The following is a 14686-nucleotide window of genomic DNA, read 5'->3' as shown; positions in this document are numbered from 1 at the left end:
TCATGGCCTCGCCGACCCGTCCGTATCCCGGCTTTGCGCTCTCCGGGCCGATCTGGCCGTACCCAGAAATCCGCAACATGATCAGCCGCGGTTCGATGCGTGCAGTTCCTCCCATCCCAGTCCCCAGCGCTCAAGCGTTCCCGGGCGGAAGTTTTCGATCACCACGTCTGCGCGTTCGACCATTTTGCGCACGAGCGCTTGCCCCTCGGGGAGACGCAGATCGATAGCGACGCTTGACTTGTTCCGGGCCGCGGACTTCCACCAGAGGGGCACTCCGTCTTTCCTCGGACCGGACCTACGCAACATGTCGCCTGAGCCGGGGTCTTCGATCTTGATGACCTGTGCTCCGAAGTCGCCGATCAGCGAGGCAGCGAAAGGCGCCGCGATCACGTGCCCCAGCTCGAGGACTGTCAGACCGTCGAACAGACTCTCCATATTCGCGGACACTTAACTCCTTTGGTGGGGCGGCGTGACAATCGACGGCGCGATACCGGTCGTGCTATGCCGATGGGTCGATCAGAATCTTTACGTGTGCATCGCGGTTGACGCGCAGTTCCTCGAGACCCTGACTGACCACGGCATCCAACGGGATTTCGTCGGTGATCAGTTCACCGAGGCTGATCGCCCCCGTAGCTAGTAAGTCAAGAATCGCCGGAACCTGGCGTTGGGCTTCGTAACAGAATGAAAAGCCGATATTGGCTTTCGCGCATGACGCTTCGATTGATGTCGATACCGGCCGGGGCCTCCCAAATCGCCACGACCATCAATCGACCGCGGGGGGCGCAGAACGCCCAACGCCGCATCAAGCGCGGGTTGTACGCCCGCAGCGTCGAAGGAGATGTCGACGCCGTTTCCGTTCGTCAACGTCCGAACCACCTCAACTGCATCCTCCGCCAGAGGATCGATTACGCGCGTAGCCCCGACCCGGTGGGCGGCAACGCGGCGCGTCGCCGAAACCTCACTGACGATGACCTGAGTCGCACCTTGGGCAAGGCAGAACTGCACCAGGGCGAGGCCGATCGGGCCAGCGCCGGCGATGAAGACGGTCCCACCCGCTGCCAACCCGCTACGGCGGACAGCGTGGTACGCCGACGCGATCGGTTCAACGACGGCAGCCTCGGCGAGACTGATCTCATCCGGGATGCGAAATAACGCCTTCGTCGGCAACGACGCGTAGTGGGCAAGTGCTCCGTTGACAGCGAAGCCGATGAAACCGACTGTTCCGCAGAGTGCTTCAGCGCCCTGTTTGCAGAAGCCGCATTCACCGCAGCCGAAAACGCCGACGCCGCAGACTCGGTCACCTTCGGTGAACTCGCGCACGCCGGACCCGACGCCGACCACCGTCCCGGAATATTCGTGTCCAATGACGACCCCTGGCGCAGCATGCATCGGACCGGCGATGTACTCATGCAGGTCTGTGCCGCAGATCCCCGCTCGGGCCACCTCGATGACCACTTCGCCCGCACGTGGACTCGGGTCGGGAAGCTCTTCAATCCGCACGTCTTCGCGACCGTGATAAATAGCTGCGCGCACCTACCGGCCTACCTTAAGGACAGACCCAAATTCGCTCGGCCACAACGTTCGTGGGCCGGAGTTTCGGCGGAGGCGCCGCCGTAATGATGTCAAGCTCACCGGCACCTTAGATCCAGAATGACAGGTTGTGCGTGGGCAACGTGGTGTGATCCAGCAGGATCTCGCGCTGGACCAGTTTCAAACCCGTCTCGTCGCGACGAATAATGTCTCGGCGCTCGGCAGCGACTGTCTCCACCTTAGGCTCGTCTGCGCGCGTGCGCACCAGCAACGCATTCGACGTCACACGGTACTCATCGCCGTCCTCACCAGACCTGACCCTGACATTGGTGATGTAGTGCCGGATCCGCGACGGAGGATCCTCAGCCCAATCCGACGACGTTCGGTGCCGCTGAATACGCATCTTCAGACTCGTGTAGTTATCACTCAGGTGCATAGAGCGCTCAGAGAACCCCGGGCCACCTGCTCTGCGAAGGCGTCTGACGGACGCGCGCGAAATAGTGCACATCCGGTGCCAGCAATTCCAGCCACTCTTCGAACTCATCGCGATCCAACAGATCGGCCTCGTCGAAAAGGAAGTCTTCGATTTCCTCGCGCACGTCGCGCGAAACCCTCGCAGCCTGAGGTGGATCCTGCGGCACCGTTGTCGTCATACGTTCTCATCCCTTCTCGGTGTGGCCAGATAGTCGAAGTACTGCTTCCAGTACTCGCGCTGATTCTGTTCGGCGTAGCCACTGGCCAACGGTCGTCCCGGGCCCAGCCACGTTGGATCAGGAGCCAGATTGTCCAGTCCCATCTCCAGGTTCAGCTCCACACCACCAGCCAACTCGCCGCGTGTTCCCTTGGTAATAGCCTGGAATATCTCGGCGTCATCCTGCTCGAAGACACCCCCGACCCCGAACGTCCGAACATAAGTCTCAAACGACTGCTGCTTGAACTCTTCGGGCGCGTTGCGCTCCACGAAGAACCACGACCACACCTCCATACGAGCTGCGTCCAAGGGACGCCATTGCCGCAAGGTCAGAATGGGCAACGGCATAGACTGCCCGTCCTTGGCGATGAAGGCGTTCAAGAAGGACAAGTTCGGGAACACATTGCCATGAATGAACATCGTCCGTTTCAGCATCTCGCCATGGACGTCATCGCCGTAACCCTCGCTGAGACCGGAGACGATTTCCTCGGGATAGCCCATGTACGGCGGTGCGGGTATGCCGGGTGGTGCGCCTAGAACGCCCGCCCCGTGCCCGCCCGATAGGCTGACGTGGGCCGGCGAAACGGCCACATTATCGGGCGGTAACAACCCCAGCTCGCACATCGAACGGTGCGTCATGACCGTGTGATAGCCGTCCCCAACAAAGTTATCGGCGCCGGTCTTCCAGTTCGCGTCAATCACCCAACGCTGCGGGGCACCCCACGCCTCAAGGCCGGCCGGGCTCTTCTTCATCATCAAGTCGAGATACCAGCGCATGTCCCCGAGGTACTCATCCAGTCCCGGCGCCTCATCCGACACACACCCGAAGACAAGGCCCGCGTACGAGTCCAGCATCGGCAGAGCGCGCAACCCTAGCCGACTCTTGTCGAACGCAGCACCGTACACTGCCTGCTGCGCAGGTATCGCGATGAGATCACCGTTGTTTCGATAGGTCCAACCGTGGTACGGACACTGGAACGCCGACTCATTCCCAGACTCGGTTCGGCAAAGCAGCGTGCCGCGGTGCCGACACGAGTTCGACATCGCCCGAATCGTCATATCCTGCTGCCGCGCGACAATAATTGAGTTATCAGCGATGTAGCGCACTACATAGTCACCCGCATTGGGGATCTCGTCTTCGTGGCAGAGAAACTGCCAGGTCCTACCAAATACTCGCTTCAATTCAAGCTCGTAAAGCGCTGCATTAGCGATGAGAGACGCAGGGAGGCGACCCTTTAGGATCGAGCCGCGCGCATTTTCTAACAGTCGCATTGTCTTCTCGTCAGGCGCCATCGTTGCCACCGGGCGCACCTTCCTATCATCCGTGCCCGAAGGACCATGGGCGTCTATGTGATGCGGGTTACACTGTCACTGAGCTTACATAGGATGGAAACTGTTTGCAACCTATTATTTAGGCTGCCGACGTACTGTGGTGTGACAACCAGGTCCACTTGTGGAACCCCCGCGTGAGCTCGGCACGCCTGCCACCGTCTCCATAGCTTGGGTCCAGCGGGAGTGGGTACGTTGACGACCCGGTCGAGCAGTGCGGTTGTGCGGTTGGATGAAATTCATCGCAACCGGTGTGCGCGGACGGTGAAGAGCATGTGGACGTGCTCGCCGGTCTTGCGGTTGAGCGTGGTCGGCTGCGCCAGGCGACAGTGCTCGCCATGCGTCGATCGCCTGTCCGAGAAGAGGATCGACGGGTTTGGTGAAGACGATGCCTGTCCTTGTGCACGGGCGCGTCGGGCAGGCAGACAGCCCCTTCGGCGAGCATGTCGAAGTTGGCGCGGGGGTTGGCGTCCATCGGCGCGGCCGCGCTGCGTGGGTACCGCGAAGCGCGCGGGTCGGGTCGGGTCGAAGCGGCGGCAGATCTACTCCCACTCCTGTCCGTCGCGAAAGAAGGTGCGGGTCGCCATCAGGTTGTGGGCCTGGGTGCGAGGGGACGTCGGTGTTCCTGCGCGGGCGTGCATGTGGTCACGGCGCGTGACATAGTCGCCGACCTTCATGCGGTTCACGGCCGCAACCCAGGGGCGCAGGTCTGGCGGGTCCATGGCCCGGGATCCGTGATCCCGCGATGTTAGGCGGCTAACCATCGCCCGGCCTTGACCATGATGGTGCGACAGTGGCGCGGACCCTTGGGGTGAGCTCGAGGTGTCGTGCCAGTGTGACACCCGGCCGGCCCAAGCCGCGGTCGTGCCGTCGATGCCGGGGACTGGTGCGCACCGCGGGTCGCCGTACCAGAGGGCGGCGACGCCGCTGCAGCGCGGCGAACATCTCGCCGTGGTGGTCGCTTGTTGCCGGGTCTGCGTGCAGCCGGTCGAGCGCATTCGAATTTGCCGGTCCGTCGGTACTGCTCGCGGACGTGCGGCTTCTGCCGCCATCAATTCGACTTCTACGATCATCGGCGTCGGCATGAACTACTGGACCAACCTGGAGAAGCTCGGCGTCACCGAGTGTCCGGCGAGTATGGTGGGCTTCCCTAGACCCCGGGTCGCGATCATCGGGCACGGCGATGAGATGGCCAATCCGGCGATCACCGATTAGCTTGATTTCGAGGTTGAGCTCGTCGGAGTCACGGCTGTTCCGGCGAACAAACCCAACAGATGCTGTGCTCGGTTACACCGCGGGCAACGATGTCAGTGCCAGAGATGCAGCGTCGTCTGTCGGTGGATTGGACTTGTTCACCACCAAGGCGCGGCTCACGGGAGCGACTTAGGGGACCGTGGATCACTACCAGGATGAGTTCGGTGGATCGAGTCAGATCGATGTGGAGATTACCTTGCGCGTCAATGGTGAAGAGCATCAACATGATCGGACCAAAAGGTCGTTAGGAACCTCGACGAGTGTTTCGACTACGTCGCCGCGCGAGCCACTTTGAACGCGGGTGACATCGCGTCCACCGGGGCCGCCGACGGTATCGGTATGCAGGGACGGCCGATTCGCCAGGAAGGCGATGTGGTCGAGGCCGAGATCGAAGGAATCAGCGTGGTGCGCGATGTTGTCGGTGCTAAACAGTCGTAACCATCAGCTTGCGGCCTTGCGTCCGGACCCAATCCGACCATTCTTTGGATCCAGCCCAGCCGAACTCCCAAGTGCGAGCAGTAGGTCGCGCAGTTCACGGTAGTCGTTGACAGGCAGGAAGTAATGCGAAAAAGCCATCCTAACAATGAGGTTCACGATCTCATCCGGTGTTGCCAGTCCGAGCTGGACTGCCGGGCTATCGGCGAGGACGGGCTCCACGGCGTCATGAATAGCGGCAGACCACTGGGGTGTCACCTGCTTGATGTAGTCGATCACGAAATCCGGTTCGAGTTGTCCTAGTTGGACAGCTGCCGGGTTCTCCTGCCAGTAGCGCAGCACGATATCCACGACCAAGGGCAGACGATCGGCGGGATTGGGCTGTTCGGCGATCGCCCCCTGTAGGGTCCCGCGCAACCTCATGACGAAATGATTGCCGAGCGACTCGAGGAGGTCTTCCTTGTTTTTGAAGTATCGGTAGAGCGTGCCACCCGACACCCCCGCCTCCGCCGCGATACCGCTCATTGCGAGCTTTTTCGGCCCCTGGCGAGCAAGGGCGCGCAAAGCTCCATCATATATCTTCGCCTCCGTAGTCGCTCTTGTAGCCAAGGGATGGCCTTCCTCTCTGGAGCTCCGCCGCCCGACTGCGCACATGTGTCTATTAGTATCAATAATAAGTTGAACTAAATAATCGAGCGCATGATATTCTATATCTAATACTAATACCAATCGTCCATTAGATTCAATGCTCTCCACATCACAGGTCGCGGAGCGGAAAATCTTGACGCCGCGATGCAGGCGCCTCAACAACGAACAAAGAGGAACAAAGCAACATGGGGGCTGTATTGGCACCTCAGGGCGCGATATGTTTCCCGCCGCTGGCGCCGGCGTTGGGATGCCCGGCCCTGTTGCAGCGCAGTGCTTTCGGGCGCGATTCGAGCGGTGCACTCGGTCCAGCTCGGAGCCTTCGACGGGCAGCGAAAACGTCCACGCCGGGCCCGTCCCGTGCCGTCGACCGCGGTGAGCGTGGCGATGCGCTGCGCATGCACGTAGGTCATCGAACGATTCAGCTTCTCGGCAAAATCGCGGCCCGAGAGGTGAATGAAGGTCAGCGTCGACTCGGTCGATTGGTGGCCTATCCCGTGCAGCTCCCGGGCCTTGCCCCCATGTAGTGGACACGGGATTTGTGGTTATGCGGCTTCGGGCAGCGTAGCCGGTGTCAGGTTCCTTTCGTAGGTCGCGGGGCTGGAATGACGGCAGTAGGAGTGCCGTCGTGTGGTGTTGTAGCGGGCCAGCCACCGAAAGACCTCACGGCGGCAGATCGCCGCGTCCGGCCAGCAGGCACGGTCTTGCAGAATCTCGCGCTTGAGGGCGGCGTTGAACGATTCGGCCAACGCGTTATCGGCACTTGACCCCACCGCACCCATCGACTGGACGACCCCCAGATCGCGGCAGAGATTCGCGAAATCCCGTGAGGTGTACTGACTTCCATGATCTGCATGGAATATTGCACCAGCCAGTGAACCCCGCAGTGCAGCAGCGGCTTTGAGCGCATCGATGACCAGTTCGGTGCGCATGTGATCGGCGATCGCCCACCCGGCGACCCGCCGTGAACAGCAGTCGATCACGGTGGCCAGGTACAGGTTGGCGCCGGTCGCCAATGGCAAGTAGGTGATGTCGCCGACGTAACGGGTGTTGACCTGCGCGGCGGTGAAATCGCGTTTGAGCAGGTCGGGGACCTTCTGGTTCGCCGGGTCCGCCACGGTCGTCTTGACCCGACGTCGGCGTCGATAACCGGCGATCCCGGCGCCGCGCATCACCCGAGCCACCCGCTTGTGGTTGACCCGCTGCCCCTCGGGCGCACCGTCGTTGAGCTCGGCGGTGATCCGCGGCGCCCCGTAGGTGTTGTCCTCGTCGTGGACGGCGCGGATACGCTCGGCCAGCGCCTCGTCAGCAGCCCGACGGGCCGCTCGTCCGTCAGCACCGGCCAACCACGCGTAGAACGACGAACGCGCAACCTCGACGACTGCGCAGAGCCACTTCACCTCGAAGGCGTGCAGGTGGTCGGCGACAAACTGAAAGCGGCTCACCAGTTCGTCTCCCCGGCGAAATATTTGGCCGCCGACCGCAAGATGTCACGCTCGGTGGACAACCGCGCCTCGGTGGCGCGTAACGCCTTGACCTCACTGCGGAGGCGGGCCAGCTCCTGCTCAGGGCTCTCGGCCCCTAGCACAGGCTCGGCCACTACGACACCGCGGCGGTGCCGAATCGGCACCCCGGCCGACTTGCACCACGCCGAGAGCGTGGCCTCGCTGACACCGAGCTCGGCAGCGATCTGGGCGATCGTCGCGCCCTCGGTGTCCCGGTAGAGCGCGACCGCGTCACGCTTGAACTCATCGGGGTAATTTTTCCTTGCCATCGGGTTGGATCATCTCGCTTCCCCCAGCACATTCCTGGGATTGAGCGTGTCCAACACACGGGGTCAAGTCCCCCCAGCCCATCCGGGCCAGATCGGTCAGACACAGGTGCCAGGTGGTGTAAGTGGAGAACTGCGGAATATCGGCCCCCGGTGAGGGAATCTGACGCCGATAGCCACGGACCTCCAACTGCCGGTTCCCGTACCCCCATCGCACACCTCCGATAATTCGAGGTGTTGCGACGATCAGTTGAATCCGCCCAATACGCATCCATCGCGTTCGCGGAAACTCTTGTGCTGGAAGGGATTGCGGCATCGATCGGCCGTGTCGGTGACGCTTACGACAATGCGTTGGCTGAGACGACGATCGGGTTGTTCAAGACCGAAGCCACCGGTCGGGGCAGTCCGTTCCTCAGTGGCCCGCTGCGCACCCTCGACGAGGTCGAATAAGCCTGGATGGAATAGGTCGACTGGTTCAACAATCGGCGCCTCCACAGCCTCCTCGACTACGTCCCGCCAGAGGAATACGAGACCGCCTATTATGCTCGACTCCGGGCGTCCCAGCCGGCGATATCTCACCTACGAAGCCGGCATCAAACCGGAGACGGTTCAGCCCGTACCCGGCAGTAGTCGAGAGCCTGGAATTCCTCTCCGCCGACGATATTCGACGTCACATACGGAGTAGTGTGCTCGACCTAGGGCCCATCCGCGGGCTGCGCGCCCGGCAGGATCCACGGCGAAGCCACGCGCCTGAGCGTACCCGAGGAACGTGTCGTCGAGTTTCAGATCGACGACGTCCGCGCAGTCGACAATCGCCTTCATGTTGCTAAATTCACCACCGCGAAACCCGCAGAAGAGCGCCGGCGCCGATGCGTACCCGCGGATCACATCGTTAAGCGTCTAATCGATACGCGGAAAGACGAACGTGTGCCGCGCATACCCCGCGGCGAATACCAACCCGTGCACCAACCGCCACGGCCGTCAGCTACGTCGGTGAGCATCCCGAGCTAACCGAAGACGATCTGAATCGCAACGGCTGGTGGATTTGAGAGTAGTTCGTTGAGTGCTTCGACCGAGATTTTCCCGGTTATTGTTTGGCGTGTGTGTTGACTTTGGCTATCGCGTCTCGCAGCGCCTTCAGTTCGTTTTTGTCAAGCGCCGTAAGCGCTTCGGGAGCCGGGTCGTCGATCCCATCGATGGTAGCCACCATCGCCCAGCCGGCGTCGGTCAGTGATACCACCTTGCAGCGCCGGTTAGTGGGAATCGTCTGCCGCCTCACTAGCCCACGTTCCTCCAGGTCGTTGACGGCCACCGTGGCCGCCGGAGCATCGATGGTCACGGCGTGCGCGACCTCTTTGACAGTCATCGACCCGCGGGCCAGGCGATGCAGGATCCGTATGCGACTGAAAGGCAGACCCGTCTGGTCGACGGTCGCTCGCCTCCAGCTGGCGCGGTTGTCGGTGACCAGTGCGGTCATCGCCCGCCAGACCTCGTCCGCCTCCGGATTACCCGACACCGGCAGACTCCCGTCGCGGGTCAGTTCCTGCGATCAGCGGCGCCAGATGCTCGGCTGAGCGCAGCGCGCGGCCCGACGTCGAGTAGACACCGAGCGTGAGGATCAGCACACCGACTCCGGCGAACACTAGCCACAGCGGCCGGGCGGAGACCGCGAAGTCGACGTTGCTGTCGGCCAATGCCGCACCGGCGACCGAACCACAAAGCGCCACACCGATGCTCACGCCCACCTGTCGGCTGGTGGATGCGAGGGCCGACGCCGCACCGGCACGGTCGGTCGGCATACCGCTGACGGCCGTGTTCGTGATCGGTGCGTTGACCATCGAAGTGCCGATGCCGAAGACCGCGAAGGCTACCAGCAGCCGCCAATGTGGGGTAGCGTCGCTGACCGGCGCGAGCATTAGAGTCGCGGCGGTGATCAATACCCCGGCAATCATCAGCGACGGTCTGGCACCGAATCGCCCCACCAGCCGGCCAGACAAGGGCGAGAAGATGAGTGCGCCACCGGCTACGGGCAGAAACATCAGCCCCGTGTGAACCGCCGAGAACCCCCGCTCCCCTTGCAAGAATAGTGACATCATGAACAGGAACGCGCCCCACACCGCGTATGCGCACACCGCGATGGCTGTCGCCGAAGCGAATGGGATGCTGCGGAAGAATCGCAGGTCGACGAATGGGTCGAGGCGGCGGGACTCGTAGCGCAGGAAACTCGCGAATGCCAGCGCCGCGAGACCGCCGACAACGACGACTCGGGTGTCGGTCCAGCCCATCCCTGGCCCTTCGATGAGCACGAACACTAGTCCGAACAGGAAGGCCATGCCCGTACCCAGTCCGATCAGGTCGACGTCGCGCATCGTGGCCGACTTGGATTCCGGAACGAACATCGCGGTCAAGAATATCGCTAGCGCGCAGATCGGCACATTGATCCAGAAGACTGCGCGCCAGTCGACATACTCGATGAGCACTCCGCCCACGACCGGACCTAATGCCATCGAGATGCCTACGACGCCCCCCCATATGCCGATCACCCGCGCGCGCTCCACTCTGCCGGTGAACACCTGTGTGACGATCGACAACGCGGCGGGGGTCAGCATCGAGCCGCCGATAGCCTGCAGGAAGCGGGCGCCGATCAACATTTCGACGTTGGGGGCCACGCTGCACAGCAGGGAGGCCGACGCGAAGACCGTCAACCCGATCTGGAACGTACGCCGACGACCGAATCGGTCGGCCATCGCACCCGAGAGCAGTAACAGCGAGGCCACCATCAAGGTGTATATGTCAAAGACCCACTGCATTTGCGAAGGCGACGCCGACAGGCCGGCGCGTATGCTCGGGATTGCGACGTTAACGATGGTCGCGTCCATCGACACAATTAGCACGCTCATGCAGCACGACGCCAAGACGACGGCCTTGCGTCGGCGGGCGAGCTGTCGGACGACGGTTTCATTCACACAACTATTTTGAAACTACAACGGATGATATCGCAAGTTTGCATGCCTGAGTCGACTCGGCGGCACGACCCGACGCCGGGGCAGATACCGCCCGCTCGCGGGTAACGGGAGAGGATCAGTGGGTCACAGCCACACATTACATGTCGACATAAGGGCGGTGCCGTGTCCGGATGTCGTTTATCTAATCGGTCGCCTATTTGCCCTATGCGCTGAGCCTATCGTTGTGCTAGGCATCATTGCGCGGTTCCTAGCCGTCGCAGCACCGGCGTAACAGCGACTGACGACCTACGCCGAATTGGCATTTGTCACCAAAGGATTCCGGCTGGATGACAGGCAACCTTCGCAGCCGGCGACTTCAAGCGTTCCTGCAAGCATCCCAGCCGCGTGACAGAGGAGCTGTGGCGTGCTGGTGGGCGCGCACAGTGGTGGAGTCCACCCACAGCAGTTCCAGCACGTCGTGACCACCCCCCTGGCCGAGTCCGACCTGGACCGCGGCGAAGATCTTCGCGTACGTGCCATCGACTGACCACCGCAGGTGCCGTTCGGCGACCGACTGCCAGGCGCCGAACTCCTCGGGCAGATCTCGCCACGGTGATCCGGTGCGGTGCCGCCAGATAATGCCCTCCAAGGTGCGTCGATGGTCATTCCATGGACGGCCCCGCCGACGGCCCGAGGGCATCACCGGCTCAATCAGCACCCATAAATCATCAGAGACAACATTCATCCGAATCACCCGAACAGCATCAGGCACAACACCATTCCCATTAGACAGACATGTCCTAATCCAAGGTGACCGATACTGCTTTGACTTGTGTGTAGGACAGCAGTTCCTCCGTTGACTCTTCGGAGCCAACACCTGATGATTTTCGGCCGCCGAATGGCAACCCCCAGTAGTGGCGTGCGCTGCCATTTATCCAGACGTAGCCGGCATCAAGCCCCGCAGCCATGCGGTGGGCTTGGCGTAAGTCATTGGTCCACACCGCGGCGGTCAGTCCGAACTCGACGCTGTTGGCGACTTCGACAGCCTCGGCTTCGTCACGGACAATTAGCACTGAAAGAACCGGCCCGAAGATTTCGTCGCGGGCGACAGCGGCCTGCGGTGCCACGTCGGCCAATACGGTCGGGGCGACATACCAGCCCTTGTCGCCAACGCCCTCCGCACGTCCTCCACCGATAAGCACGCTGGCACCGGCCGCCCGTCCTGATTCGATGGCCTGCAGCGACTTCGAGTACTGCGCTTGGTCGATGACGGGTCCCATGTCTGTGCCATCAGAGAGGGGGTGGCCTACCTTGATGGCAGCGACCTGATCGACGACCGAATTGATGACCTCGTCAGCGATCGCTTCGTGCAGCAGCAGTCTGCTTGTTGATCCGCATGATTGGCCGGCAGTGGTGGTGAAGTTCATCCCCACGACGGCGCTCCTCGCCGCCGCCCCGAGGTCCGCGTCCGGCATGACGATCATGGGGTTCTTGCCGCCGAGTTCAAGGGTGACGTATTTGACGCCATGCTCGGCAGCCAAGCGCTGGATTTGCCGGCCCGTGGTCGGGGAGCCGATGAAGCCGACTCGCCGCACTAATGGATGAGCGACCAACGCGGCGCCAGCAGTTGCGCCGCGCCCGGTTACCACCCCAAATAGGCCTTCGGGCAAGACTTCCCTAGCCAGCTCTGCGAGCCGGATGGCCGAGAGTGGTGTTTGATCGGGAGCTTTGAGGACCACGGCGTTTCCCGCCATCAGCGGAGCAGCGATCTTCGAGCCTGCAAAAAAGAGGGGGTGATTGAAGGGGACAATTCGAGCGACCACGCCGTAAGGTTGCTGCAGCGTGTAGTGAAGGTTCGCAGAGAGTGGAATAGTACGACCGCCGAGTTCAAGTGCGGCGTCTGCCATCATTTCGAGCACTTCGCCCGCCCAATTGACGTCGTCGCGCATCGCAGGCAGTGGAAAGCCGCCGTCAATTGCGTCAAGCAATGCGAGTTCTTCGGCGTTATCTCGCATGAGTGTCGCCAAAGCCCGCAGCGCGGTGCCGCGCTGCCGAGGCGTCCGGAGTGCCCAATCACGTTGAGCGGCATGCGCAACCGCCACCACCCGGTCGACGTCTTCGGCACTGCAATCCGGCGCCTGCGTCAAGACGCCTCCGGTACACGGGTCGTCCACGCCGTAAACACCACGGGTCTGCAGAGTCCCGCCACCTAGCGGAAGCGTCCACGTCCTCGTGACTGCACTCAGTACGTCATCGACCACCGTCATCTCCTTTGACCACCGATTGCGCGCAGGTTGCAACTCATACCCACTATTTCTTTTCAGCAGATGATACCTCCGCAATGCAGAGAGTCTAGCTCAATTCGGGCCGCGCTACCCAAGAGTCCGTGCCTGACGGTCCGCGCTATCGCCGGACGGTTTCGAAGAAAGCGCGGACATCTTCGACGAAGAGCCCCGGTTGCTCAAATGCGGCAAAATGTCCGCCGCGCGCCATGGTCGTCCAGCGAGTGATGTTGTAGTTCGGCTCGCACCAACTTCGTGGGACGCGCAGGACCTCCTTGGGGAAGGCGGCGATACCAGTCGGCACTTCCACACGACCTGTAGCGTCCAAGGTCTTGAAGCTCTCCCAGTACAACCGGGCCGAGGAAGCGCCACTATTGGTTGCCCAATACATCATGACGTTGTCGAGGAGCTCATCGCGGCTGAGCACGTTCTCAGGGTTGCCGGCACAGTCCATCCATGCTGCGAATTTCTCGACGATCCACGCCATCTGGCCGACCGGCGAATCGGCCAGTCCGTAGCCGAGCGTCTGTGGCCGGGTGGACTGCTGCTCGGAATAGCCCGTGCCCCAACGCTGGTGGTGCGTCAATGCGGCCAGCGCCTCCCGCTCTTCCTCCGACGAATCGGCGATGTCCCCCGCCGGAGGATAAGCGATCGGCATGTTCAGATGGATGGCGGCGCAGTGGCCGCGGTGGCGGCCCATCTGGGTGGTGACGGCTGCGCCCCAATCGCCGCCTTGGGCGCCGTAGCGCGCGTAGCCGAGGCGCAGCATGAGCGTCTCCCATGCCTGCGCGATCTTGTCCACACCCCACCCGTGGCGGATGGGCTTGCCGGAGAAGCCGTATCCGGGAAGCGACGGACAGACGACGTGGAAGGCGTCCTCGACCTGTCCCCCGTGGGCAGTCGGATTGGTCAGCGGCTCAATCACTTTGTGAAACTCGACGATTGAGCCGGGCCAGCCGTGGGTGATGAGCAGCGGGAAAGCGTCTTGGTGCGGGGATCGCTGGTGGATGAAATGGATGTCCAAGCCATCGATTTCGGTGATGAACTGAGCGAATCGGTTGAGCGCGGCTTCACGCGACCGCCAGTCGTATCCGCTCGCCCAGTATTCGGCCAGTTCCCGGGTGTAACCCAACGGGATGCCCTGGCTCCAGTCCGCTACGCATTCAGCTTCCGGCCAACGGGTCTGTGACAAACGCGTTCGCAGATCATCGAGAACTTCATCGGCAACGTCGATGCGAAACGGTCTCACTGCGGGTCGGGCACTCAAGGCTGCTCCTCACACGCTACCTGCGGCTCGCGGGCAGCCGCGGCCGTGTCTGGAATACTGCTCATATCGGCTCGAAACCCGATATCAGCCAACGGTTTCCGATTCTGTCGAGGGTCACCCGAACGACGGAGTCAGTATCTGTCGGCGCGTCATTGCCCACTACGGTGGTTTGGTCGACGAACACCAGCACTACGGCATGGTTTTCACTGGCGGAGACGGAGGCGGCACCAGTCACCTTGGCGGTGGCCGAGATTCGTTTCTGCTGTGCTCCAGGAATCACGACATCATCAGTCAACGAGGTGTATGAATCGCGAAACGGCCCTGTCAGTCCCTCGCGCGCAGCCTTCAGCTTCGCGGTTGCCGTGTCAGGTGTGTAGGAGAGCATCGCGACCGTCGCTTCGGTTGCGATCTGAGCGGTTTGCACCCGAGCGCGGTCGGCATCAGCGGCGGTCGCTTCCTGGTACTTGAAGTAGCCCGCGCCGAGCGCCAACAGCAGGGCGACAGCCGGCAACACCCAGAATCCGAGCACGCGCACGA

16 protein-coding genes and 1 pseudogene are annotated in these 14686 nt (G+C 62.1%); 3 read left to right on the top strand and 14 right to left on the bottom strand.

Annotated elements, in window-relative coordinates:
* The 6 genes and pseudogenes from Y900_RS28420 to Y900_RS28395 form a co-directional block, all read right to left on the bottom strand.
* Positions 1-435, bottom strand: a pseudogene (locus Y900_RS28420) (CoA transferase); the annotation flags it as partial.
* Positions 436-633: 198 nt separating this feature from the next.
* Positions 634-1500 (bottom strand): alcohol dehydrogenase catalytic domain-containing protein, encoded by an 867-nt coding sequence (locus tag Y900_RS31365; RefSeq protein WP_237752770.1) that lies wholly within the window; start codon positions 1498-1500, stop codon positions 634-636.
* A gap of 139 nt (positions 1501-1639) precedes the next feature.
* The gene (locus tag Y900_RS33850) at positions 1640-1966 is read right to left on the bottom strand and encodes an aromatic-ring-hydroxylating dioxygenase subunit beta (RefSeq protein WP_420329850.1); all 327 of its coding nucleotides are present in this window, start codon (positions 1964-1966) and stop codon (positions 1640-1642) included.
* A 7-nt stretch (positions 1967-1973) separates the two neighbouring features.
* Positions 1974-2183 carry a hypothetical protein gene (locus tag Y900_RS33845; RefSeq protein ID WP_420329849.1) on the bottom strand — a complete coding sequence of 70 codons (210 nt, stop codon included), beginning with the start codon at positions 2181-2183 and terminating at the stop codon, positions 1974-1976.
* A complete protein-coding gene (locus tag Y900_RS28400) occupies positions 2180-3514 on the bottom strand; it encodes a Rieske 2Fe-2S domain-containing protein (RefSeq protein ID WP_051660546.1) in 1335 nt (444 codons plus the stop codon). The genes Y900_RS33845 and Y900_RS28400 overlap by 4 nt, the downstream gene beginning before the upstream one ends.
* 578 nt (positions 3515-4092) lie before the next feature.
* Positions 4093-4272, bottom strand: a complete 180-nt coding sequence (locus Y900_RS28395) for a hypothetical protein (RefSeq protein ID WP_036348082.1) — start codon at positions 4270-4272, stop codon at positions 4093-4095.
* Between the two features lie 361 nt (positions 4273-4633).
* Here Y900_RS28395 and Y900_RS33540 point away from each other — a divergent pair, with 361 nt between their 5' ends.
* Together Y900_RS33540 and Y900_RS33285 are read left to right on the top strand one after the other, a co-directional pair.
* The gene (locus tag Y900_RS33540; RefSeq protein ID WP_272945577.1) at positions 4634-4765 is read left to right on the top strand and encodes a hypothetical protein; all 132 of its coding nucleotides are present in this window, start codon (positions 4634-4636) and stop codon (positions 4763-4765) included.
* A gap of 330 nt (positions 4766-5095) precedes the next feature.
* Positions 5096-5242 carry a fumarylacetoacetate hydrolase family protein gene (locus Y900_RS33285; RefSeq protein ID WP_237752725.1) on the top strand — a complete coding sequence of 49 codons (147 nt, stop codon included), beginning with the start codon at positions 5096-5098 and terminating at the stop codon, positions 5240-5242.
* Positions 5243-5245: 3 nt separating this feature from the next.
* Here Y900_RS33285 and Y900_RS28385 read toward each other — a convergent pair whose 3' ends face one another.
* A complete protein-coding gene (locus tag Y900_RS28385; protein WP_081845366.1) occupies positions 5246-5893 on the bottom strand; it encodes a TetR/AcrR family transcriptional regulator in 648 nt (215 codons plus the stop codon).
* A 536-nt stretch (positions 5894-6429) separates the two neighbouring features.
* A protein-coding gene (locus tag Y900_RS28380) for an IS3 family transposase (RefSeq protein ID WP_085977995.1) occupies positions 6430-7658 on the bottom strand; the annotation gives its coding sequence in 2 pieces (ribosomal slippage) (positions 6430-7346 and positions 7346-7658; 1230 coding nt in all).
* A 291-nt stretch (positions 7659-7949) separates the two neighbouring features.
* Between Y900_RS28380 and Y900_RS32585 the strand changes: the two genes are divergently transcribed.
* Positions 7950-8105: a hypothetical protein gene (locus tag Y900_RS32585; protein ID WP_157838281.1), complete on the top strand. Its 156-nt coding sequence runs from the start codon at positions 7950-7952 to the stop codon at positions 8103-8105.
* 637 nt (positions 8106-8742) lie between these two features.
* On the opposite strand, the gene Y900_RS28365 is transcribed toward Y900_RS32585, so the two are convergent.
* From Y900_RS28365 to Y900_RS28340, 6 genes are all read right to left on the bottom strand, one after another.
* Positions 8743-9132, bottom strand: coding sequence for a MarR family winged helix-turn-helix transcriptional regulator (locus Y900_RS28365; RefSeq protein ID WP_420329848.1), 390 nt, complete (start codon positions 9130-9132; stop codon positions 8743-8745).
* 28 nt (positions 9133-9160) lie between these two features.
* The gene (locus Y900_RS28360) at positions 9161-10621 is read right to left on the bottom strand and encodes an MFS transporter (protein ID WP_036348785.1); all 1461 of its coding nucleotides are present in this window, start codon (positions 10619-10621) and stop codon (positions 9161-9163) included.
* Between the two features lie 355 nt (positions 10622-10976).
* Positions 10977-11345, bottom strand: a complete 369-nt coding sequence (locus Y900_RS28355; RefSeq protein WP_109751284.1) for a transposase — start codon at positions 11343-11345, stop codon at positions 10977-10979.
* A 55-nt stretch (positions 11346-11400) separates the two neighbouring features.
* Complete coding sequence (locus Y900_RS28350; RefSeq protein ID WP_051660544.1) at positions 11401-12867, bottom strand: aldehyde dehydrogenase family protein; 1467 nt, start codon at positions 12865-12867, stop codon at positions 11401-11403.
* A 136-nt stretch (positions 12868-13003) separates the two neighbouring features.
* Positions 13004-14131, bottom strand: coding sequence for an epoxide hydrolase family protein (locus tag Y900_RS28345; RefSeq protein ID WP_036348781.1), 1128 nt, complete (start codon positions 14129-14131; stop codon positions 13004-13006).
* Between the two features lie 79 nt (positions 14132-14210).
* Positions 14211-14678 (bottom strand): hypothetical protein, encoded by a 468-nt coding sequence (locus Y900_RS28340; RefSeq protein WP_036349113.1) that lies wholly within the window; start codon positions 14676-14678, stop codon positions 14211-14213.
* Positions 14679-14686 lie beyond the last annotated feature (8 nt).

This window comes from Mycolicibacterium aromaticivorans JS19b1 = JCM 16368, from assembly GCF_000559085.1.
Lineage (GTDB): Bacteria > Actinomycetota > Actinomycetes > Mycobacteriales > Mycobacteriaceae > Mycobacterium > Mycobacterium aromaticivorans.
This window is presented reverse-complemented; position numbering and strand designations above follow the sequence as displayed.